The sequence below is a fragment of the Nitratireductor indicus C115 genome, assembly GCF_000300515.1.
GTDB lineage: Bacteria > Pseudomonadota > Alphaproteobacteria > Rhizobiales > Rhizobiaceae > Nitratireductor > Nitratireductor indicus.
Map to the genome: position 1 here is coordinate 44,993 of NZ_AMSI01000007.1, position 21,492 is coordinate 66,484.

At 60.0% G+C, this 21,492-nt stretch carries 20 protein-coding genes; 4 read left to right on the forward strand and 16 right to left on the reverse strand.

The window, feature by feature from the left end; all coding sequences use genetic code 11:
• Positions 1-36: 36 nt before the first annotated feature.
• The 6 genes from NA8A_RS24345 to NA8A_RS11490 form a co-directional block, all read right to left on the reverse strand.
• Positions 37-1,008, reverse strand: a complete 972-nt coding sequence (locus NA8A_RS24345) for a hypothetical protein (protein ID WP_009450444.1) — start codon at positions 1,006-1,008, stop codon at positions 37-39.
• Positions 992-2,794 (reverse strand): SEL1-like repeat protein, encoded by a 1,803-nt coding sequence (locus NA8A_RS11470; protein WP_009450445.1) that lies wholly within the window; start codon positions 2,792-2,794, stop codon positions 992-994. The genes NA8A_RS24345 and NA8A_RS11470 overlap by 17 nt, the downstream gene beginning before the upstream one ends.
• 35 nt (positions 2,795-2,829) lie before the next feature.
• A complete protein-coding gene (locus tag NA8A_RS11475) occupies positions 2,830-4,038 on the reverse strand; it encodes a hypothetical protein (RefSeq protein ID WP_009450446.1) in 1,209 nt (402 codons plus the stop codon).
• 63 nt (positions 4,039-4,101) lie between these two features.
• Complete coding sequence (locus tag NA8A_RS11480) at positions 4,102-4,578, reverse strand: hypothetical protein (protein WP_009450447.1); 477 nt, start codon at positions 4,576-4,578, stop codon at positions 4,102-4,104.
• A 201-nt stretch (positions 4,579-4,779) separates the two neighbouring features.
• Positions 4,780-5,742 (reverse strand): OmpA family protein, encoded by a 963-nt coding sequence (locus tag NA8A_RS11485; protein ID WP_009450448.1) that lies wholly within the window; start codon positions 5,740-5,742, stop codon positions 4,780-4,782.
• Positions 5,743-5,806: 64 nt separating this feature from the next.
• On the reverse strand, positions 5,807-6,100 hold the full coding sequence (locus tag NA8A_RS11490; protein ID WP_009450449.1) for a hypothetical protein: 294 nt from the start codon (positions 6,098-6,100) through the stop codon (positions 5,807-5,809).
• Between the two features lie 257 nt (positions 6,101-6,357).
• Here NA8A_RS11490 and NA8A_RS11495 point away from each other — a divergent pair, with 257 nt between their 5' ends.
• Positions 6,358-6,984, forward strand: a complete 627-nt coding sequence (locus NA8A_RS11495) for a LuxR C-terminal-related transcriptional regulator (protein ID WP_009450451.1) — start codon at positions 6,358-6,360, stop codon at positions 6,982-6,984.
• Here the strand turns inward: NA8A_RS11495 and NA8A_RS11500 are convergent.
• Both NA8A_RS11500 and NA8A_RS11505 read right to left on the reverse strand, forming a co-directional pair.
• On the reverse strand, positions 6,978-8,654 hold the full coding sequence (locus NA8A_RS11500; RefSeq protein ID WP_009450452.1) for a hybrid sensor histidine kinase/response regulator: 1,677 nt from the start codon (positions 8,652-8,654) through the stop codon (positions 6,978-6,980). The two genes, NA8A_RS11495 and NA8A_RS11500, sit on opposite strands and share 7 nt — an antisense overlap.
• Before the next feature lie 201 nt (positions 8,655-8,855).
• Positions 8,856-10,538 (reverse strand): thiamine pyrophosphate-binding protein, encoded by a 1,683-nt coding sequence (locus NA8A_RS11505; RefSeq protein WP_040672450.1) that lies wholly within the window; start codon positions 10,536-10,538, stop codon positions 8,856-8,858.
• Between the two features lie 211 nt (positions 10,539-10,749).
• On the opposite strand from NA8A_RS11505, the gene NA8A_RS11510 reads away from it, so the two are divergent.
• Positions 10,750-11,463, forward strand: coding sequence for a FadR/GntR family transcriptional regulator (locus NA8A_RS11510; protein ID WP_009450454.1), 714 nt, complete (start codon positions 10,750-10,752; stop codon positions 11,461-11,463).
• A 47-nt stretch (positions 11,464-11,510) separates the two neighbouring features.
• On the opposite strand, the gene NA8A_RS11515 is transcribed toward NA8A_RS11510, so the two are convergent.
• From NA8A_RS11515 to NA8A_RS11550, 8 genes are all read right to left on the reverse strand, one after another.
• A complete protein-coding gene (locus tag NA8A_RS11515) occupies positions 11,511-12,371 on the reverse strand; it encodes an ABC transporter permease (protein WP_009450455.1) in 861 nt (286 codons plus the stop codon).
• Between the two features lie 13 nt (positions 12,372-12,384).
• A complete protein-coding gene (locus NA8A_RS11520; protein ID WP_009450456.1) occupies positions 12,385-13,329 on the reverse strand; it encodes an ABC transporter permease in 945 nt (314 codons plus the stop codon).
• Between the two features lie 91 nt (positions 13,330-13,420).
• Positions 13,421-15,025: an ABC transporter substrate-binding protein gene (locus NA8A_RS11525; RefSeq protein WP_009450457.1), complete on the reverse strand. Its 1,605-nt coding sequence runs from the start codon at positions 15,023-15,025 to the stop codon at positions 13,421-13,423.
• Positions 15,026-15,122: 97 nt separating this feature from the next.
• Positions 15,123-15,581: a RidA family protein gene (locus NA8A_RS11530; RefSeq protein WP_009450458.1), complete on the reverse strand. Its 459-nt coding sequence runs from the start codon at positions 15,579-15,581 to the stop codon at positions 15,123-15,125.
• Entirely contained in the window at positions 15,578-16,546 is a 969-nt protein-coding gene (locus NA8A_RS11535) for an NAD-dependent epimerase/dehydratase family protein (protein ID WP_009450459.1), read from the reverse strand. The genes NA8A_RS11530 and NA8A_RS11535 overlap by 4 nt, the downstream gene beginning before the upstream one ends.
• Positions 16,530-17,540 (reverse strand): ABC transporter ATP-binding protein, encoded by a 1,011-nt coding sequence (locus NA8A_RS11540; protein ID WP_009450460.1) that lies wholly within the window; start codon positions 17,538-17,540, stop codon positions 16,530-16,532. The genes NA8A_RS11535 and NA8A_RS11540 overlap by 17 nt, the downstream gene beginning before the upstream one ends.
• Complete coding sequence (locus NA8A_RS11545; protein ID WP_009450461.1) at positions 17,537-18,574, reverse strand: ABC transporter ATP-binding protein; 1,038 nt, start codon at positions 18,572-18,574, stop codon at positions 17,537-17,539. Before NA8A_RS11545 ends, NA8A_RS11540 begins: the two co-directional genes overlap by 4 nt.
• Positions 18,561-19,715, reverse strand: coding sequence for a mandelate racemase/muconate lactonizing enzyme family protein (locus NA8A_RS11550; RefSeq protein WP_202802940.1), 1,155 nt, complete (start codon positions 19,713-19,715; stop codon positions 18,561-18,563). Before NA8A_RS11550 ends, NA8A_RS11545 begins: the two co-directional genes overlap by 14 nt.
• Positions 19,716-19,867: 152 nt before the next feature.
• Between NA8A_RS11550 and NA8A_RS11555 the strand changes: the two genes are divergently transcribed.
• Entirely contained in the window at positions 19,868-20,740 is an 873-nt protein-coding gene (locus tag NA8A_RS11555; RefSeq protein ID WP_009450463.1) for an alpha/beta hydrolase, read from the forward strand.
• Positions 20,737-21,375, forward strand: coding sequence for a cupin domain-containing protein (locus NA8A_RS11560; protein ID WP_009450464.1), 639 nt, complete (start codon positions 20,737-20,739; stop codon positions 21,373-21,375). Before NA8A_RS11555 ends, NA8A_RS11560 begins: the two co-directional genes overlap by 4 nt.
• The last annotated feature ends 117 nt before the right edge of the window (positions 21,376-21,492 follow it).

Below are 21,492 nucleotides of genomic sequence, written 5' to 3' on the forward strand. Positions count from 1 at the left end.
ACTCCTTGAATTGAGAAAGCGCAGGGATCATGCCGTTCACGAGAAGATCGCCGTGCCCGCAGAAAGCCTCATGAATTTCTCTTCCACTTCACGCGGCAGGGAAATGTCCAGATCGCGCCATTGCGCTGCGCTCAGCGGCAGAAAGGCGACGGTGTCGCTATGCCCGCTTTCCCGGCACATGCGGATTTCATACCCGGGCGCCAGGACGGCATTGAGCGTTACGAGCGTCGTGTCGCGATCCGCATCCGCCCCCTTGTAGGGAACGCGCGTCCGCACACCGCAATGTACAATGAAGAGATCGGCCGAGGCTTCGTTCGGAACGAAATCGGCGCTGAGGTCGCCAGTGCGGATGAGCCGTTCGCACATATGCACGATGTCATCATCGGATTCCCGCCAATCCACCCACATCACAACATCGTCGTGATGGTCACCCAGAACATCGAAGAGAAATCCCTGATCCCCCTCACGCAAATAATGGCGGATCAACTCCATCTTGTCGGAGCGGTCGATCTCCAGCGCCGGTTTAGGCGGTATCGGCTCAAGGGAGTCCGGAAGACCGAGATGCTCATACCACAACAGAAACATGCGCTCGATCTGTGCAATCTGTTCCGGATGGCGCGTAACGGGACAAAGCCGGTATGCGGCTTCACCTTGCGTACCGAACCGATATTCCAACGCCCCGTCGACAAGTCCGAGAAACGCGAAAACCGGATGGGCCGACCACTGGAGATGAGCAGGCACATCGACGATTTCATCGCGCCGATAAGCACCGTGCGCCCTGTTGAAGTCGATCTGTCGAGGTCGCGGCGAAAAGGTTATTCTTTCTGCCGGGCCAGGCGCCCCGCCCAATCTCGAAGCGCCCCGCCCGACGGTGTTGAAAAGGATCGCATAGTCGAAGACCTGCTGCAGCGTCTGCGGCGTCAGCCGCACATTGAAGCCGTCCTGCAGCGCCGCATCACCGGCACGGCGCCCCAGGAAAGCAAACAGCCGTTCAACGGGCGTCGGCATTCTTTTGCTTCATCTCCGCGAGCTCGCGCAGCATCTTGTCCGCCGAAGTGTGACCAAGCGCATGCGCTTTGCGCAGCCATTCTTCCGCTTTGCCTAGATCCTCTTCGACGCCGATACCGTTGGCATAAAGAATGCCGAGATTGAGCGCCCCCTGCTTATCGTCCTGCGCAGCCGCCTTGCTCTGCCACTCGAACGCCTGTTTCTCGTCCTTCGGCACCCCATCGCCATGCTGATACATCACTCCGATGTGAACCTGCGCCGCGGACAGCCCTCGCTCCGCCGCCATAAGTATCCATTTGGCGGCCCGGACCGGATCTTTCTGCCCCGCACTGCCATATGCGAACAACTCACCGATCTTGTATTGCGCGTTGGCTTGCCCCTGCTCCGCAGCCTTGTGGAACCACTCAATCGCCTTGACCTGATCCTGAACCCCGGCCGTCTTGCCATAAAGTATGGTGCCGAGGGCGAACTGGGCGTCGGCGTCGCCTGCCATTGCCGGCTCGAGAAGCAATGCGGCAATGCCCGCATCGCCATTCTTCCCGGCAATGATCAACAATTCGCGGGCGCGCTTCTCATCGCGTTTCACACCACGGCCTTCTCGATACATCATGGCAAGCTTGAAAGCCGCATACGGGTCCCAGCTCTCTGCTGCCTTGGCATACCATTCGGCGGCCAAAGCATCGTTCGAGGCAACGCCCAACCCCTGCTCATAAACTGCACCGAGATTATAGGCGGCTCGCACGCTTCCCGCCTCAGCAGCCATCGTGTACCACTTGACGGCCTGCTCCGCGTCGCGGGCAACCCCGCGCCCCTCCTGATACATCGAGCCGAGAGCCGCCCCTGCCCCACGGAGAAGCATCAGTGAGTCCGGATCATTTGTATCCTTCGGCGTATTTTCAACCAGCGCCATGTACCAGAGCGCTGCCTGTTCGAAATCCTGCTTCACGATCTCGCCGCGATAAAAATAATCGCCGAGATAGGCCTGCGCTGTAGGATTGCCCTCTTCAGCTTCCTTGAGAATCGGATCGCCTTCGAACGGTCGAGAGGCGTTCTCTGAAGTTCCAGGCTCGACAAAACGTCGACGATAGGCAGAAGCAAGCACCGGCAGAACGTCCCGCTGTTTCAGGATCGCTTCCGGCACCTTCTTCATCGCAGACAGGCTGTTCTTTGTGCCGCAGGGCATCGGGCCCCACTTCTCAAGAAGTTTCTGCGCCCGCGCATCGATTTCCGACCGAACTTCCGCTTCGAGAAAGTCAGGAAGCTGCATCGTGTCTTCATCGATCCGCAGCGTTCCGCCATGGCATGCATCGGCATAATCCTTGTGGCTCGCAAAGCGCGCCAGCAGCAAACCATAATCCTCGATCAACCTTTCACGGACTTTCGCTTCATCGTTCTGATGAGCGAAAAGCCGCATATTGTGCTGCAAGACGAGGTCGGGACCATTGTATTCGGGTTCCTCAGGCATCGGGTAGCCGACTACCTGGCGCACATGATCGCGCGTCACGAGTTCAACAGACCACGCGATCTGAAAAACCGATACGGCCAGTGCGATGCCCGCCAACAGCAAGCGGACCAGGAGCCCACCTTCTCGCAGAGCACGAAACGCGATCACCGCGCCCGCAATTCCCAGTACAAGACCGGCAATATTGAAATTGGACTGGCGGACAAGCTCACCATCCACGGTCAAGCTGTTACCGGTTCCGAAAAATATCCAGAATGGCGCCACACCCAAAACGAGGGCAAGCAACGGCGCCCGCAATGCAGGCCAGTAATCGGCAGGCTTCATGGGAACTCCAGGTTCTTTTCAGGTCGCGTTGCAGCTTAGAACTGTATCGCCCGGACATTGGCCGGCGGTTCGCTCAGCCACCATTCCGGCGCGGAAGATTGGCGGATCGGGCAGCGCAGCAGCGAACTGTCCTGCAGCGAAATCTCGCGGGCGCTGGACACATTCAGCACGACGATATCGGCCTTGCCGGCAGCCCCGCCGCGCAGCGCTGCATCTTCGTCCGGCGAACTGCCGCACCGGATCTGCAACGTGGTTTGAAACCCCTCAGGGTTGGGTGCATCTCCCGCAGCATCGATGACAGCGCAATAACGTTCGCCCAGCTGGACGGCCGGACGCGCCTTTCTCGACAGGTGAATGGATACCTGTTCATGCGCTGCGCCATTCGCTGCATCACAGCCGATTTTCCCGTTGGCATAGATACCGTCGGCAAAGCTGCCGGCCTGTTCGAGATAAGAGCCGACAGGCGCTGCCTGCTCTATCGCCTGGTTGACCGAAAGCACCTCGCGGATCAGCTTTTGTCCGTCATCGCCATCGACCGAGACCAACGCCTCCACGAGGCAGATCTTCCCTTCCCCGCAGGTGTGCGTAACCAGCCTCTGAGCATCGCTGTCTGCAGGAATAAAGCAGGCTCCATCTCCAGTTATCGCTGAACCGGCCATACCAGAACCCGTGTTCAGGACCCCGAAGCACCATTCATATTGCGGCTCTCCGCGCAGCGTCGCCAGCGCAGGCAAAACCCGGTATTGCACCTCATCCTGAATATCTTCGTTTCCGGGGCAAGTGGACCTGCGGGTGAGGAAAATGTCCCCATCGGCATACCAGAAGGAACGGACGGACGATTGCGCATTGCCCCCCGTTTTCGCGCCGCCCTCGCCGAAACCCGAGAAACATGCGACCGCATCGCTTCCATCCCTTGAAACGAGCAGCCCCCAGCTCACGTCGCCCCCGCTCGCCGCTTCGAACGCGCGCATATAGAGGTAATCTCCGACCGCAATCACCGGAATGGATATGGCATTGCCGCTACCCGTATCGGCCAGAAGCCTCTGCCTCAGATCGGGGTCGATAAGAGCACCGGCAACAGCGGATTTGACAGCCGGGTTATCGAGAAACGACACACCTTCGACCTGATCCCAGGGATATCTGCCCGCATAGGCCTGAAGGTCTACGGTGTTTTGGGCGCTGCCGGGGCCGGCACCAACCATGAGGACGACCAATGCGGTCGCTAGGGTCAACTGTCGTTTCATCGAAGTTTTCCTAATCGAATTCGAGATCTGGGTGTTCCCGAAGCGGCCACCATCAGGCAGAGCTCACGGTTGGGCCTTGCGCCCGCTGCGCAGGAAGAGAATGCCGACGACATAGAGAATCAGGCCGCTCCCGACAAAGGGCATTGCCATGGCGATCACCCAGAACCAGAAAGCCGTCGCCGCATCATTTTTGGCGCGCGTATCCGCCTCCACAAGATCCTGCAGCGAAAGACCTGAGAAGAGGGCTGTGGAGAGCACGTTGAGCAGCAGTATCGTACCGAGAACGATGCATCCCCACCCAATCAAGCGCTTGATGTTTTCGATCCGTGCTAGAAATACGGCGATGACGATGGCCAGCAGGAGCTGCACGATGACGGCCAGAACCAACATGCCCTGATACCCACCCGGCATGTCCGCAGTCCACTGGGGATCCTCACCCATAAGCGGCAGTACAAAGGGGCCGACAATTCCAAAGCCCAGACGTCCGGACAGGATGCCGAAGACAACGCTGATCGGCCATCTGATCCACACAGAATTCATACACACCGTCCCTGCCAGCCGAGTAAAACGTTCCATGAAACAGCGGACGGCCGAGGCTGCTGCTTCCGAACATAAGCGCTGCAGATAGTATTTGCGGGGACCCGCCGCTCCAATACGACAGATGCACTAGGCGACACCCGTTATCCTCAAGAAAAAGGGACAAAAAGCCGTGGCAGGCGCACCCTGAGAAACGCCGAGAACTTACTGAACGACGAGTTCAACCCGGCGATTGCGCCCACGACCAGCCTCGTCCTCATTGCTTGAGACCGGGGCAAGAGACGCCACGCCCCGTGGCGACAAACGCGCCTGATCGATACCGTAGGCTGTGGCGAGCCGTTCCGCGACGGCTGCAGCCCTTGCTTCCGAAAGAGCCATATTGGCAGCCAGCGCTCCGACATTGTCGGTGTGCCCGACGACATAAACCTTCAACGCCGGTTCGGCCTGGAGCAGTTGCGCCATCTGGCCGAGCGCGTCGTCGGACTCCGGACGAAGCTCAGCTTTTCCGGTATCGAAATAGACGCCTGAAACCGTCACATGCCCCTGCCGATCGAGGGATTGCTTGAGTTCGCCGGCCTTCAGCACCTTCACCTGATCCGTGGCAAGTGCCGCCGTCTCCACCACCTGCTGATAGAGCACAGTCCGTTTCGTTGACGTGTCTTCAACCGCATGGAGGAAAATGTGCACCGAGCCATTGGGATCCTCGCGTTGCGCCAGCAGCGCACGCTCAGCGGTCTCGCCGAAAAAAGCGTCGCCAAAGGCGGTCGGACGCACGCGGCCTGCATTGGCGATAAACGCCATCATGTCAATGCCGCACTCCTCATGACTTTCACAGGCAAAAACGGTCTCGAAACCGGCTTGTGTAAGGGCCGCCTCATAATTGCGCATCACCTCCAGAACCGAATGATCCCCCGGAATGCGATAGCCGATGCGCGTCACCTTGCCCTCGAGCTCGAGGAGGTTTTCAGGCGCATCTCCATTGTCGATCCGGCCGGCAGGCAGAATTGCCTCATCGAAATCCTTCACCTGATAGGCTCTGATCGTCGCCGATGGAAAACGGCCGAAAAGCGGATGATCGGAAGAGCCCTCCACATCTTCCGCAAAAGCCGTGCCGCTCGCCAACATGCTGCACGCAAGTGCAATGCGAATAAGCTGTTTCCAATTCATGCTGCTTTCCTCGTCACGTCTCGCAGTTCCGCCCGGTCGGTGAAGACCAGGCCATTCCGGCTCTTCACGCCTGCCGTCTCAGGGTTCTGCGCCGCAGACCGTGCCCGCCAAGCGCGCCGACCGCGAGCAGGCTGAACACAGGCAGGGCGAGGTACATCAGATAGACGACCACGGTGAACATCGGGCCGTCCCGCGCATCCACATTTTCGAAATACATCCAGACAGCACCGAGAAGCAGAATGCCTGTCAGCACCGCAACGCATTTGATGGCTCTGCGCGCAGGCATGAGCCTGCCGATCATGAGGCCCGCCACCACGGGAATGCCGATAAAAAGGACGCCGGTTACCCACCAGATCATCGCGATTTTCCTTATCCGGCATTCATCGGGCTTTCCCCTGAGCGATAAACATCGCGCAAGGTTACGGGCGTGTAGTTGTAGAAAAGGCTTATCGTTGAAGCGATACGGCGGTCCAGTCGGACAAATGCACTAAGGTTGAGCCCGATTTCTCGAAAAATACACTCTTCACTAGTGCATTCGCACTATATGGCTCCCTATAGCTTGCGATGCTATGGAACGACCATCATCCTGATAGTACTCACAATAGGTGCCTCGAATTGCGCCAGGACCGCATCATCATAGCAGACGATCACCCGGTATTTCGGGACGGTCTGGCGCGTCTGATCCAGCGTCATGAGCCCGAGGCAGTCATTGAGCAGGCGGCGACGGTGGATGAAGCTCTTTCCCTTGCCGGGAACGGATCGACACCGAGCACCTTCATTCTCGATCTGCTCTTTTCGGCGGGGAGCCTTGAGGCACACCTTCCCGAATTGCGCCGGCGCTTCAGCCGCGCGTCCATCATCGTCGTGTCGATGATCGACGACCCGGACGTCGCGCGCCGTATCATGGGCGCGGGAGCCGATGGCTTCATCTGCAAGAGCCTGCCGCCGCACGAAATCGTCGCGGCGGTCGCTGCCGTACGCAACGGCGATGCGGTTCTCCAGCTGGAAGCGTCCGGCCTGCCTGTAAGCGAAGCGGACGAATCGCTTGCCGGCCTCACGCTTCGTCAGGTCGATGTGCTGCGTCTGCTCTCTCGCGGACTGAGCAATAAGGAGATCGGGCTGGAACTCGATATCTCCCCGTTCACCGTGCGGGTCCATGTCTCGGCGGTGCTCAAGGCCCTCGGCGTTACCACCCGTGCCGGCGCGGCCGCCAAGGCGACAGCCTGCGGCCTGGGTCATTGATGCGCCGCAACCGCCTTTGTGGTAAGGACGGAACGTAACTCCGCCGGCCTGACGGGCTTTGCCAATATCGGTACGGAATCGTCTCCCAGATCCCTTTGCACCCGCGTTTCGTCATGACCGGTCACGATGATCGCCGGAATTTGACGTCCAACCAGTTCGCGAACCGCCATGATGCAATCGGCCCCCGTTTTTCGACCGCCCAAATCGTAGTCGGTGATCATCACATCCCACTCCGAGGCAATTTTGGGAATGCCTGTTTCGACCTGAACCTGGCACCCCCACTTGCGCAGCAACAGGGCTGTTGCAAGCAGGACGTCCTCATCATCCTCCACCAGAAGCACATGAAGCCCAGCGATTGCCGAAGGCGCGCTGGTTGCCGCAGGCACGATAGGCCGAACCGCTTCCCGGCATGGTTCCAGACCGGAGATGACAACTGAGGTCCCGCTTCCCGGCACCGAACGAAGCTCAACGTCCAGTCCCATCAACCCGCCGACCCGCCGGACAATCGACAGGCCGAGACCGACCCCTTCGATGTCACGGTCACCACGTTCGCGCACCTGGTAGAATTCATCGAACAACTGATCGAGATGCTCTTCCGCGATACCCGGCCCCCGGTCGTGTATCTCGATGGAAACCGTTCCCTTTCGCCTGCGACAACCGATCAGGATGGGCGCATCGGGCGCGTATTTGAGCGCATTGCTGACGATATTCTGCAGCATGGTCGAAAGCAGCGCCGGGTCCGTGCGTACAACGAGATTGCACGGAACCGCGCGCAGTTCGACATCAGCCCATTGCGCCATCTCGGAATATTGGTGCACCACATCACCGATCACGTTTCCAACGCGCACCGGCGCAAGCTTCGGCTCCACTTTGCCGCTATCCAGTGTCGCGATGTCGAGAAGCGAGCGGAACAATCCAGCCACGCTTTGCAGCGAACGATCGATATTCTCGACCATCTGGCGTTCCTCCCGCCCGAGGCCCGCATCGCGCAGGCAGGCCGTGAACAGGCTGATCGCATGGATGGGTTGGCGCAGGTCGTGGCTCGCCTGCGCGAGGAAATTGGACTTGGCAAGGCTCGCCTCGCGCGCTTCGTCCAATGCCCCACGCAGGGCGCGCTGAAGGCTGTCGATATAGCCCGGAACGATCAGTGTGGTCAGCACCAGGGTAATAACCACATACGGTTCGGCCCGCCACTGCGCATTGAACATTGTGGAAATGGCAATCGCAGCAAGCGCCATACCGGTCGCCGCCAGCAGATAGCGTGACCCGAAACGCATTCCATTGCCGACCGTCACCCACAGCAGGGTGGCGTAGATCGGCAGCATGCCCATGCCGCCCGCCGCCATGGCCAGTGTCATTGCACCGTAATCGCCGCACATCGCGAACATGCGGCGCCAGACGAAATGTCCGGGCCGGCGCACGATGTGCCAGAACAACAGGAACGAAATGGGGATATATGCAAGAACTGCGGAAACGGCCAGCCAATCACCCAATGTGTTGAGCCCGTCGAACGCCAGCACGGAAACGATGTAGACACCGAACAACGGCACGATGATCAGCCGGACAATCGCCTGACCCCGTTCGGCATCTACACGTCTGCCCGTGATCCCCAGCCGCTCTGCAATCCAGGGGCGCTGCCCGGGCAAAACTGCGGCTTCGGCATTCGACATCCGTTTCTCCCCTTCGTCGTTTGAGGAGAACCACTTAACGAGCCCGTCTACCCCTTGTCCATGTCAACTGCGTACCACTCCTGGTTTTACCGAGGATTTGTGCAATCCGCACTCAGACAGGCGTACTCATCCCAAAACGCCCGACAAAACGCGGTAGCCCCGCCGCACCCGGCAGGGCCACGATTCCTCCAAGCCCGAAAACTAGCGCTTGGCCTCGCGCAACTTCGTGATGGTTGAGCGAACGGAAATCGCTTCGGGGTCGACCTTCAGCTCGATCAGCGCGGCGGTATCGGCAGCCAGCGCCCGCTCAAGCGCCGCATCGAAATCCTCGATCGTTTCCACCTGCTCGCCATGCAGGCCATAGGCACGGGCAAGAGCCGCGAAATCGGGATTGACGAGATCGGTTCCCGAAATCCGGTGCGGGAAGTCGCGTTCCTGATGCATGCGGATCGTTCCGTACATGCCGTTGTTGACAACGATAAACAGAACCTTGGCATTGTACTGCACCGCGGTTGCCAGTTCCTGCCCGTTCATCAGGAAGCAGCCATCGCCCGCAAAGGCGACCACCATGCGCTCGGGGAAGGTCAGTTTCGCAGCGACGGCTGCCGGAACCCCATAACCCATCGCGCCCGATGTCGGCGCAAGCTGACTGCGATAGGTCTCGAAAGGCCAATAAACATGTACCCAACCCGTGTAATTGCCGGCACCATTGGTCACCACCGTATCGGCGGGCAGACGCGAACGCATCTTCACGATGACGTCCGCCAGATCGAGCTTCAGCCCTCTCTCTACCGGCTGGAGTGAAGCTTCGTAATCGGCACGGCATTCGGCAAGCCAGGAGCTTTTCTTCTCCCTGCCAGGGGTAAGCTGGCTGAGCACCTTTGCCGTTTCCCCCGTCGCCGCATTGATCGGCAGATCAGCCTGATAGACCCGCCCCAGTTCTTCAGGATCCGGATAGACATGGATCATTTTGACACTTGGTTGCGGTGGTTGGACAAGGGTGTAGCCGGCCGTTGTCATTTCCCCCAGGCGCGACCCCAGCACGATCAGAAGGTCCGCTTCCTTGAGGTGTTTGACGAGCTTCGGATCGGCTCCGATCGCAAGATGACCGATATAATGGGGATGGCTGTTGGAGACGTAATCCTGGCAGCGCAACGATGCGACGATGCCGACGCCGAAACGCTCGGCGAATGTTTCCGTTGCCCGCCCGGCTTCCTGCGACCAGCCCCCGCCACCGATAATCATGAGCGGTCGCTCTGCGGCCTCCACCATCTCCTGCAATCTGGCGATCCGGTCGCCAAGAGGTGCAGCGGGTACGAGTTGAGCCGGCCGGCCTGGCGAAACATCGCCCGCAACGACCCCGCTCAGGACATCTTCCGGCAGCGCCAGAACCACCGGCCCCGGCCGCCCCGCCATAGCGGTCTGGAAGGCACGGTGAACATATTCAGGAATCCGCGCCGGGTCAGATATTTCAGCAGCCCATTTGGCGAGCGGTGAAAACATCGCCCGGAAATCGACTTCCTGAAAACCTTCGCGATCCTTGATGTCGCTCCCCACCTGCCCGACGAAAAGCACCATCGGCGTGGAATCCTGAAATGCCGTATGCACACCGATGGATGCATTGGTGGCGCCCGGCCCGCGAGTGACGAAACAGACACCCGGCCGGCCGGTCAGCTTGCCATAGGCATCCGCCATGTTCGCGGCGCCTCCCTCCTGCCTGCAAACCACGAGATCGATTTCCCCACGCGCGTCATGCAATGCATCGAGTACCGGAAGATAGCTCTCGCCCGGCACACAGAACACCCGCTCCACCCCTTGCGCCCTGAGAGATGAAACGAGGAGATCTCCGCCCCGCGTACCACCATTTGCTGACTTAACCGTCATGGAAACCTCCGATATCCCTGCAGATAGACTGCAGCCTTGTTGCTTGTTTTGTCGCCGAGTTGGCCGGCACACTCACCAAATCCGACCTTTTCCGACCATTTCGAGAGAATGGCAGCACGAGAAGGTGTGTTGATGTTTGTCGAACACTTGCACATAGTGTAGGAGAGGGTTCGGCCAATACCGCCCTCATCCAGACCAAAAGTGGATTTTCATGCTTCAGGAATCCGTCGTAACCGTTTCGCCCAACGCCGGCATTCGAGCGAAATCCGAACAGGATGCGCAGACGATCTATCGCGACCTCAAGGCAGCGATCATGGACGGCACCTTTGCCGCCGGCAGCAGATTGCCGACGGAACGCTCGCTTTCCGCCCAGTTCGATGCCGCCCGCAACACGGTGCGCAAGACGCTGAACCAATTGGCCGATGAAGGCCTGATCATCCGGCATGTGGGGCGCGGAACCTTCGTTGCAGAGAATGCCGGTCGCGGGGAAGGCCCGACGCCTGAATACGCGCTTGCCGAGCTTCTCGAGGCACGTCTTCTGTTTGAACCCAACCTTCCCGACCTCGTCATCGAGCGGGCGGGGCCAGAGCACATCGCGCAGATGGAGGATGCCCTGATCGCAATGCGGTCCGCCGAAAGCTGGAACGACTTCAAGGAAGCGAAATACGGCCTCCACATCGCTATCGCGCGCGGCTCGCGCAATCGATTCATCATATCCATCTTCGAGCAGATACTGGCATCGCGCAGGCGCGCAGGCTGGGGACGTCCCGGCGGACACCCCGCTCCCGTCTCGGCCGTGCGCGAAACCGCCTATCGCGACAATCTGGAAATCGTCGAGGCGCTCAAGCGCGGTGACACGGCCGCTGCGCGCGAGGCAATCCGCGCTTATCTGCTGCGCACCCTTTCCAACGCCAGCGGCGATTGAGCCGGCGAACCCTTTCGTCAGCGCCTTTATCGCAAATGCCAGTGCCGTCATCGCTGATCGACGCGCTTTTGCAGGGCCCGACCGACCAGAATGAGCGACAGCGAAGCCAGAAGCACCGCCAGACCCGGAAAAACCGACATCCAGGGAGCGAAGAGGATGAAATCCTTGCCCTGCTCCAGGATCGCGCCCCAATCCGGTGCCGGCGGCTGCACACCCAGCCCCAGAAAACCGAGTGCCGACTGAATCTGCAGGATCAGCGGAAACAGGATCATGTACTGGGTGAAGATGAGAGGCATGACGTTGCGCGTCACATGCTTGCGCAGGATCGTCGCTTCGGTGATGCCCATGGAACGGGCCGCTTCCACATAAGTCTTGCCGGTCTCGCTCATTGCACCGGCGCGGGCGATCCGGAAGAAGACCGGCATATAGACCATTGACAAGGCCAGGATGAGATTGACGGTCTGCGGCCCCAGAATACCGGTGATGATCACACCAAGAATGATCGGCGGAAAGCTCAGAAGCACATCGATAAGCCGTCCGAGCAACTGGTCGGCGAGGCCGCCGAAATATCCAGAAACAAGCCCCAGAGAACCACCGATCAGCGCGGAGAGAAAAAGAGATCCGGCACAGATCGACAGGGTGATGCGGGCACCATAGACGATGCGCGAATAGACATCGCGCCCCACATCATCCGTTCCGAACCAATGCTCCGCCGACGGCGGCTGCATGGCCGCGTTGACGTCGATATTGAATGGCGAATGCGTGGCAAAAAGCGAGGGGAAGAGCGCAACGACCAGAATGATCGTCAGGATCAGGAGACCGAGCGCCAGTCCCGGTTCCCGGCTCGCAATGCGGCGCGCGCGCTGGACCAGGGACGGCGAAACAGTGGAATTGACAGACTGAGACATTGTTTTCCGCAACCTAGGAAACGCGTACGCGAGGATCGATAAGGCGATAGGTGAGATCCACCAGCAAGTTGACCACCATGGCTGCGGCCACGACGATCAGCAGTGCGCCCTGAACGATCGGATAATCGCGGGTCTCGATGGCCGTGAGCAGCAACCGCCCCAGCCCGGGCAGTGCGAACAGCGATTCAACGATCACCACGCCGCCGAGGATCTGGACCAGTATCAACCCCATGAAGGTGACAATCGGGATCAGCACGTTGCGCAGAATGTGCTTGAAGAAGATGAGCCTTACCGGAACGCCCTTGGCGATGGCGGTGCGGACATATTCCTGATGAAGAGCGGACAGGACATTCTGCCGGACGAACTGGCTGTAAGCGGCGGCTTGCAGCAGGCCGAGGCTCAATATGGGCAGGAGCAGAATTTCGAGATTGTCGGACAGCGACCGTGTCGGCGGCATGTAACGCAGGGGCGGCGACCAGGAAACGGTCGCCGAAATGCCGACCAGAAGCATGAGCCCCACCCAGAAAACGGGTGCCGACAGGCCCAGTATGTTGAAGCCCTGGATCAGATTGTCCAGCGGCTTGCCCTCGTAGATTGCAGCGACGATCCCAAGGGGTATGCCCACCAGCGTCGCAATCAGAAGCGTGAGCAGCCCGATCTCCAATGTGACGAAGAACGCCTGGAAAAGCAGCTGTGTGACAGGAATGCCCCGCGTCCAGCTTGTGCCGAGATCGCCTTGCAGAACCCGCATCAGCCATTCGGCATATTGCACATAGATCGGCTGATCGAGCCCGAAGAACTGCCGCATTGCGGTTTCGGCGGTTTCTCCACCGGCCTGCCCCATCATCTGCGAGACAACGTCACCCGGCACGAGGCGTACGAGCAGAAAGACGAGAACCGATGCGAGAAGCGCTGTCAGGATCGAAGCCAGCAAGCGCTTGAGAAGATAGAAGCCCATAAGGATTGTCCGTTACGCCGAAAGACGCGGGAGCCTGCCTCCCGCATGAAAATTCGGGCGCTGCCGGGCCGTGACCCGGCAGCGCAGAAAATCATTGCGCGAGATAGGTGCGGGCAAGCCCGTAATACCATCCTGTCGGATGCTGCACGTAGTTCATCACCTTCTGATTGCGCACGGTGATGTGATCGGGCGAAAACAGCATGATCGTAGGAACAGTCTCCGCAAGGATCGTCTGGAAGTCGTTGTAGATCTTGCGGCGCGCGGCGGAATCCGACGTCGCCCGTCCCTCGTCCAGCAACGCGCTGGCTTCCGCATTTTGCCAGTTGCGGAAATCTGCGCCTTCCGGCTTCGAGTGGAAATGACGATAAAACAGCAGGTTCGGATCGGGCTGCGTCGCCCAGTCATTGAAGGTGAACCCCATCTTGCTGGACCTGAAATTGTTGATCCAGACGCCGAGATCCACACGCTCGATATTGAGGGTGATGCCAACGCGCGAAAGCTGTTCCTTCAACGTGACGGCAGCCGCATCCATCCAGTCATAGCCATTGATGGTGGTGAGCGAGAGGGTGAAACCATCCTCCATGCCGGCCTGCTTGAGAAGCGCCTTGGCTTCTTCGGGCTTCGGCCCTTTCATCGGCAGATCGGCAAGCGGCAATCCCCACTGCTCCTGAAGAGCTGCCGGCACGGTCCCGAGAACGGTACCGAGATCGCCGATAGACGCCTTCATGATCTCGTCCTTGTCGATGGCAAGCGAAATCGCCTGCCGAACCAGAACATTGTCGAGCGGCTTGGTTTCCGTACCGAGATCGATGGAAGCCTGGCCCAGCGACGGCCACCTTTCGATCTCAAGCCCCTCGACACCCTGCACCTGCTGAACATCTTGCGGGCGGCTGAGCGCGACCAGATCCACACGCTGATTGCGCAAGGCGACAAGCATGGAGGCGCTGTTGGGCAGGATCGCGAAATCGACCCCGTCGAGATAGGGCATGCCCTTCTCCCAATAGTCTGGATTCTTGTCGAGGACGATGTGCGAATTCGGCGCGAACTCGGCCAGCATGAATGGCCCGGTCCCCACGCTCTGCGCGTTCATGCGGTTCTTGGCGCTCTCATCGTCGAAATAGCCATCGGGGATGACGGCGCCATACTTGTTGCCCAAGGTCATGGGCAATGAAGCGTTCGGCTTGTTGAGCTTGAATTCAACGGTGAAATCGTCGACGGCGGAGATGTCGCTGATCGTCGCGAAGTCCCCCGCACCGGGCGAACCGTTCTCAGCATTGCGAATATAGTTGTAGCTATAAGCCACGTCCTTCGCCGTCATCGGGGCACCGGTGTGGAAGGTCACTCCCTGGCGAAGCTTGATCGTATAGGTCAATCCATCGTCGGAAACCGTATAGCTCTCCGCCAGAAGCGGGATCGCCTCGCCTTTGGGGCCTTCGTAGAACAGCCCCTGATACATGAGCACGGTCACACGGATACGGGCATCTGCCGCCTGATGAAACGGGTCGAGACCCGGCGGCTCGACGAGCAGGCCCATATTCAGCCTCCCGCCCGCTGTCGGGTTTTCGGCAACCGGACCGTAGAGCGGCTCCGTCTGGGCGCTGGCCGGGGAAATGCCGGCCGCCGTACCCAGCAGGATCGCTCCCACCAGTCCGGCCCGAAGCCCCTTCCCCGGGTTGAACATGTTCAGTAATGACATTGTTATTCCCCTTTTTCGTTGCGTCATTGAATTCTCCCGTTCCGGAGCAGCCCTCCCGCTCCGGCAAACGGACAAGCCCGTCGATGCGAAGCGGCGGTCAGTCGCGGTAAGCGACCGTCATCTCGACCTCGACCACGGCATTTCGCGGCAGCTCCGCCACGCCGACGGCCGCACGGGCGTGCCGGCCGATCTCGCCGAAAATCTCCACAAGTAATTCCGAGGCAGCATCCAGCACACGCGGTTGCGCGTTGAATCCTGGCGCTGAAGCCACATAGCCGTTCACCTTGAGGACACGCTCGACCCTGTCGAGCGAGCCGAGTGCGGCCTTGAGACAGGCCACCCCCTGCAAGGTGCAGATACGCGCCTGCTCCCTTGCCGTATCCAGATCCACCTCGGCACCGGCCTTGCCGAACACACGAACCTCGCCATCGATCTTCGGCATTTGGCCGCTGACATAGGCGACCCCGTTATGCAGTGTCACCGGCACGTAATTGAAGGATGGGGATGCTGCCTCGGGCAGCTTGATCCCAAGACTGTCGAGCTTTGCTTCGATCATGGCCGTGCTTCTCCTGTCAGTTCGCGGATAACGGCATTGAGGTCATATTGCGGTGCGTAGCCCGTATCCCTGCGAAAAGCCGCATCCGAGATGAGCGGAAAGGTGAGAGGGCTTTCGATGATATCGTGCACGACGTCATAGCCAGGCACGGCAGCCTTCACGGCCGCCACGATCTCGCTCATCGAGGCGGTGAAACCGTTGACATTGTAGTGGGCGGCAAGCGGTCCTGGGCTTTCGAGCGCCAGCAATGTGCTGCGCGCGATATCCGCCACATGCATCAGATCGATGCGCTCATCATGGAACTGAACGCTGTGGGCATGGCCCGGTCGCGCTTGGCTGATGACACCGCTGATCGCACTGGCCGCGCCCCGGTACCAGAGGTCGCCGCCCAGAAGGAGAGCCATCCGCAATCCCACGACGTTCATGCCGTGGCGGTCCCTGTAATACTGGGCCAGGTCCTCGCCCAGAACCTTGGTCAGCCCATAGAATGTGGTGGGGCGCCGCTCATCGCTTTCATCGACACGCCTGGCGCCATAAAGAGCAGCCGGCCCGTAGACGACGGTCGAGTCCGACCAGATGACGTGTTCCACGCCTTCGAGATACGCCGCCTCGAGCGTCCTGCGGAACCCCTCGACATTGACTTCCATAGCCCGGGCGGCATCCGCATCGCCACTGCGCATCAACCCCTGCGCACCGGAGGCATAGGCAGCATTGGTGACGACAGCGCCACATCCGCCCTTTGCGATGGCTGCGCGAAGCTCGTCCTGATCCAGCACCGACCCCACGCTTTCATCGAAGCGGCCGGCCAGGTCACCCAGAAGGTCGACATCCATCCTGGGACCGAAAACATGCACCTTCATACCCGCGCCCAGCAGACAGCGAACGATATGCGACCCCACGAAGCCGCGTCCGCCAATGACGAGAACAGGCTTGCTTCTATCGAATTGGCTAAAGCTGGAGGTCATCGCGGATACAGGCCTTGAGATGATTGGGAGCGATCTCGCGCAGCGTGGGAACGGTTTGCGCGCAATCGTCTATGGCAAAGGGGCAGCGTGTTCTGAAAACACAGCCTGAGGGCGGATTGGCCGGGCTTGGGATTTCTCCCTTGAGAACATGCTTCCTGGCCGTGACAACACCGGGCGCGGCCTGCAGGAGAGCAGCCGTGTAAGGATGTGCCGGATGCGAATACAAACTCTCCGTCGGCGCCAGCTCCATGACGCGCCCCAGATAGAGAACCATCACCCGGTCGGTTATCACCTCCACGACGGACAGGTCATGGCTGATGAACATCAGTGTCAGGCCGAGTTGTTCCTGAAGCCGCTGCAGAAGATTGATGACCTCCGCCTGAACGGAAACGTCCAGGGCCGAGACGGGTTCGTCCGCGACGATGAAACGGGGAGCCGAAGCCAATGCGCGTGCGATTGCAATGCGCTGGCGCTGACCGCCCGAAAACATCCGCGGGTAGCGTTTGAGGTGATCCGCCGAAAGGCCGACCCGCTCCAGCAGGGCTGCGGCCTCCTCTTCGGCCTGCCGTCCCTTCAGTCCCCGGTGCAGGGCGATCGGTTCGATCAGCGCCTCCCCGATGGTCATTCGCGCGTTCAGGCTGGCAAACGGGTCCTGAAAGACCATCTGCATATGCCGCCGGAAGCGGCGCATTTCCGAGGGAGCAAGCGTGCCCAGTTCCTTTCCGTCGAAGGAAACCGAACCCCGAGAGGCTTCGAGCAGCCGCAGCATGAGGCGTCCGAGCGTGGACTTTCCCGACCCGGACTCTCCGACAACCCCGAGCACCTCACCTGCCGCAATGTCGAGATCGACCCCCTCGACCGCCCTCAAGAGAGGCTTGGAACCTGAAAGGAAGCCACCGCCGAGATCGAAATATTTCGATACCGCGCGCGCTTGAACGAGAGGCTGTGCCGGCTTGGAGGAATCCGACGGCTTCAGGAGTGCATGTGTGGTCACAGCGCAATCTCCTTCCAGCGCAGGCATCTGGTGACATGTCCCGGCGCAGCGTCTTCCAGAACCGGTTCGACTTCGCGGCAGTCCTGCGCAGCAAACCCGCACCGCGGACTGAACCTGCAACCGGGAGGTGGCGCGAGCGGATTGGGAAGGGTTCCGGGAATGGGCTGCAGATGATGGCGCTTGCCGTCGGCCGACCGCCCGCTTGGAATGCACTCCAGCAACGCCTTTGTGTAGGGATGGCGTGGCCTCTCCAGAACCTCCGCAACCGGTCCCTCCTCGACGACCTGACTGGCATACATGACAGCAACGCGATCTGCGATTTCGCCAACCAGCTTCAGGTCGTGGGTGACAAAAATCATAGCCATCCGCCGCTCCTGCTGGAGCCGCCGCAGAAGGTCGATGATCTGGGCCTGGATCGTGACATCCAGCGCGGTTGTCGGTTCGTCCGCGATCAGGAGCCTCGGGTCGCAGGCAAGAGCGACGGCAATCATCACCCTCTGCCGCATGCCTCCGGACAGCTGATGCGGATAGGCATCGATGCGGCTTTCGGGATCTGAAATGCCGACCTTTCGGAGCAGGTCCAGGGCTTTGGCGCGCGCCTGCTTCTTGTCGAGTTTCTGATGGATGCGGATCGGCTCGGCAATCTGGTCGCAGACCGTGAACACCGGATTGAGGCTGGACATCGGATCCTGAAAGATCATCGCGATATCCTTGCCCCGGATACGCTCCATGCCGGGATCGGAAAGGGCAAGCAGATCGATCAGTTCACCGCCGCGATCGATGAATTCGATGGAGCCCCCGACGACCCGGGCGCTCGTGCGCGCCAGAAGCCGCATCACCGTTAGTCCCGTTACGGACTTTCCCGAACCGGATTCCCCCACCACGGCCAGCGTTTCGCCTTCGCCAACGCTCAGGCTGACGCCGTTAACGGCCTTGATCACTCCGGCATCGGTATGGAAATGCGTTTTCAGGTCCTTTACCGACAGGACTGGCCGCTGCGTTTCCGATGGCACCCCTGCTTCAATCGACGGCATAGCGGGCAACGGCCTCCTCGTCGATTTCGATGCCGAGGCCCGGCCCTTCCGGAACGGCGATGCAACCACCCTCGACGATGATCGGAGACTTCAGCAACTCGGTCCTGAGCGGATTGTCGCCCAGATCGTATTCGAGCAGAACAGGCTTGGGGATATTGTCGGCATGCGGAAAAACCGGCAGCGAAGCGATATAGTGCAACGCGGCCGCAAGGCCGACTGCCCCGCCCCAAACATGAGGCGAAAGCCGCAGATGGCTGGCATGCGCCAGTTCGGCGATCTTGCGCCCCTGCCAGAACCCACCGCAGAGCGACAGGTCGGGTTGCAGAATATCGGCGCCACCGCATTCCACGAGACGTTTGAAATCATGAACCGTATAAAGCGCCTCGCCGGCAGCGATGGGCAGGCTCGCCCGCGCACGCAGGCGACCATATCCGTCAAGGTCCTGCGGACATAATGGTTCCTCGATCCAGCCCGGCCGAAACGGCTTCAGCCGCTCCATTGCCTCCAGCGCGATGTCATAGGTGTAATTCGTGTTGATGTCGGCGAGAATCTCGACATCGTCGCCCAGCACTTCGCGCGCGATCCCCATACGTTCTTCATCGCTTGCCGGGCTGAGGCCGATCTTGATCTTGACGGCCTTGTGCCCCGCCTCGGCCATTCGCTCGATCTGGGGACGGTAGTCTGCGGCAGGCGTCTGCGTCATGTATCCGCCGGACGCGTATATCGGAACATGCCGAAGGCGCTGGCCACCCAGCAATCTCGCGACGGAAAGGCCCAGCAATTTGCCCTGAGCATCCTTCGCCGCCACGTCGATGCCGCTGATGGCATGCATCATGCCGTTCTGCAGGCCGAAATGATAATGCCGCGCCAGGATACGACCGAACGCATGCTCGATGTCGAAAACATCGCACCCTTCCAGGTATCCGCTCAGAAAGGGCAGATAAGCCTTGTTGACCGCCGGCATGCCCCAGGCCTCGCCATAACCGGCGGTGCCGTCCTCGAGCGTAAGCCGGACCAATGTGGACTGGCGCCCGGCCGCAAGCGACTTCGACATGCCATAAGCTTTGCCCGTCCCAAGGGGGACGCTCAGCGCGATAAATTCGACAGCCCTGACCTTCAACGCGGCGCTCTCCAGTTCCACTCTGCATTCTTGCTTTTATTGGTTGACCATATCCAACCAAATTCAGACTATATCTGAACCATTAATCGTGCAATAAGCAAGAGGCTACATCAAATTTGTTGCACGGCGGCCTTCTCGGGGCCCGTCAAATCAACCGGAGGAAACAGGGGCCAATGCCAGACCGCAATCCCATCTGGGCCGATCTTACGCCGGACGAACTTGAATTCCAGTACAATCCGCAAAAGGCCTTTCCTGACTTTGCCGCCTCCCGGGTAGATCGTGAACCGGCCAACAAGGCCGCACTGGAAAGTCTGGTTCAGCATCGAGACATAGCCTATGGCGACCATCCCCTGCACAAACTGGACATATATCCGGCCAATTCGGACCGAATTGCTCCTGTTCACTTGTTCTACCATGGGGGGTATTGGCGTTCGCAGGACAAGGAGAATTTCGCGTACATCGCGGGAATGCTTGTCGAACAAGGCATAACAACAGTTATTGCAAACTATGAATTATGCCCCGCCTCCACACTTGATGGCGTTGCGAATTCAGCACTTTCCGCCCTTGAATGGGTTCACCGGAATATCGCCGACTACGGCGGCAATCCCAACGACGTGACGATCTCGGGGCATTCGGCAGGGGCGCATCTTGTGGCGGAAGCACTGGCTGCGGACTGGCAGGCCAGAGGTATCGACGCTTCCTTCATCAAGGGTGCTGTCGCCGTCAGCGGGATTTACGACCCGGCCCCGGCCATGCTGACCAGCGTGAACGAGCAACTGCGCCTGACACCTGGGATTATCGAGCGGCACAATGTCGAGAAACGGCCGCTCCATGCCAGATGCCGGGTTTCCCTTTTTGCCGGGGGGCTCGAGCCCTGGCACTGGATCGATCAGACCTATCGTTACGCCCACCATCTTCACCGAAGCGGCATAACCGCAGAAGTCCACATTCTCCCCGAATACGGGCATTTCGACATCATCACCCCCTTCAAGGACCCGCACAGCATCCTGGGTCGCGCCCTTCTGGCCGGGAGTTCCCAATCATGACCGCACGTGCTTTCCGCCTGACCGCCTATGACTTCTCGAGTGCGGAAGGGTACATGCCGGAGACCAAAGGTCTGCGCTTCGCATATGCCGACAACACGGAACTGGAGTTCATCGCAAAGGAGGGCACCCGGAAGATTGCCCCAGGCGACGGTCATTTCCTGCCTCCGGAAACCATGCTGCGCGGCGGCGGCTGGCTGTTCGAGATGACGCGCCCGGAAGTCCCCTTCCTGCCCACGTCCGTTGCGCAAATCGAACTTGCCGCGGGAATTGCTCTGGAAGGCGACGGCCCGTTTTTCCTGCGGGCGGATGGCGTCAGTTCCTCTCCCGGTGCGGCGACCCCGCGTCACGGTCACCGGGGCCCGGGCATACGCCGCCTGAGCAAGGGACTGCTGATGGCCGAAGTCGGCGATTTCACGAAGCGGATCAGAGCCGGCGAAGCCTGGTTCGAAACAGGCAAGGAATGGGTGGTGGGCTCCAACATCAGCCAGGCCGGAAACACCTTCATCCGCGTCATGGCCCTGCCGGCTGAACTGAAGGGCGGCAAATCTTCCTTCGTTCCCGCCTCACCGGAAGAAGCCGCCAAACCGCGCGCGGTACAGTATCGGCTCTTCGATGAGGTCGATATCCTGTGGTAGCGAGAACACCTGCATAAATGCAGAAGAAAGACGGAGCGTCGTGCGCCAAAAAAGACGAACGACGCTCCGAAGGCGAAATTTCCGGCAAGACAGAGCCTTCGCTGACGACAGGGCTGA

Coding starts and splice junctions, on each gene's coding strand:
- NA8A_RS24345 (WP_009450444.1), bottom strand. CDS start 1,008: ATGCCGACGCCCGTTGAACGGCTGTTTGCTTTCCTGGGGCGCCGTGCC.
- NA8A_RS11470 (WP_009450445.1), bottom strand. CDS start 2,794: ATGAAGCCTGCCGATTACTGGCCTGCATTGCGGGCGCCGTTGCTTGCC.
- NA8A_RS11475 (WP_009450446.1), bottom strand. CDS start 4,038: ATGAAACGACAGTTGACCCTAGCGACCGCATTGGTCGTCCTCATGGTT.
- NA8A_RS11480 (WP_009450447.1), bottom strand. CDS start 4,578: ATGAATTCTGTGTGGATCAGATGGCCGATCAGCGTTGTCTTCGGCATC.
- NA8A_RS11485 (WP_009450448.1), bottom strand. CDS start 5,742: ATGAATTGGAAACAGCTTATTCGCATTGCACTTGCGTGCAGCATGTTG.
- NA8A_RS11490 (WP_009450449.1), bottom strand. CDS start 6,100: ATGATCTGGTGGGTAACCGGCGTCCTTTTTATCGGCATTCCCGTGGTG.
- NA8A_RS11500 (WP_009450452.1), bottom strand. CDS start 8,654: ATGTCGAATGCCGAAGCCGCAGTTTTGCCCGGGCAGCGCCCCTGGATT.
- NA8A_RS11505 (WP_040672450.1), bottom strand. CDS start 10,538: ATGACGGTTAAGTCAGCAAATGGTGGTACGCGGGGCGGAGATCTCCTC.
- NA8A_RS11510 (WP_009450454.1), top strand. CDS start 10,750: ATGCTTCAGGAATCCGTCGTAACCGTTTCGCCCAACGCCGGCATTCGA.
- NA8A_RS11515 (WP_009450455.1), bottom strand. CDS start 12,371: ATGTCTCAGTCTGTCAATTCCACTGTTTCGCCGTCCCTGGTCCAGCGC.
- NA8A_RS11520 (WP_009450456.1), bottom strand. CDS start 13,329: ATGGGCTTCTATCTTCTCAAGCGCTTGCTGGCTTCGATCCTGACAGCG.
- NA8A_RS11525 (WP_009450457.1), bottom strand. CDS start 15,025: ATGTCATTACTGAACATGTTCAACCCGGGGAAGGGGCTTCGGGCCGGA.
- NA8A_RS11530 (WP_009450458.1), bottom strand. CDS start 15,581: ATGATCGAAGCAAAGCTCGACAGTCTTGGGATCAAGCTGCCCGAGGCA.
- NA8A_RS11535 (WP_009450459.1), bottom strand. CDS start 16,546: ATGACCTCCAGCTTTAGCCAATTCGATAGAAGCAAGCCTGTTCTCGTC.
- NA8A_RS11545 (WP_009450461.1), bottom strand. CDS start 18,574: ATGCCGTCGATTGAAGCAGGGGTGCCATCGGAAACGCAGCGGCCAGTC.
- NA8A_RS11555 (WP_009450463.1), top strand. CDS start 19,868: ATGCCAGACCGCAATCCCATCTGGGCCGATCTTACGCCGGACGAACTT.
- NA8A_RS11560 (WP_009450464.1), top strand. CDS start 20,737: ATGACCGCACGTGCTTTCCGCCTGACCGCCTATGACTTCTCGAGTGCG.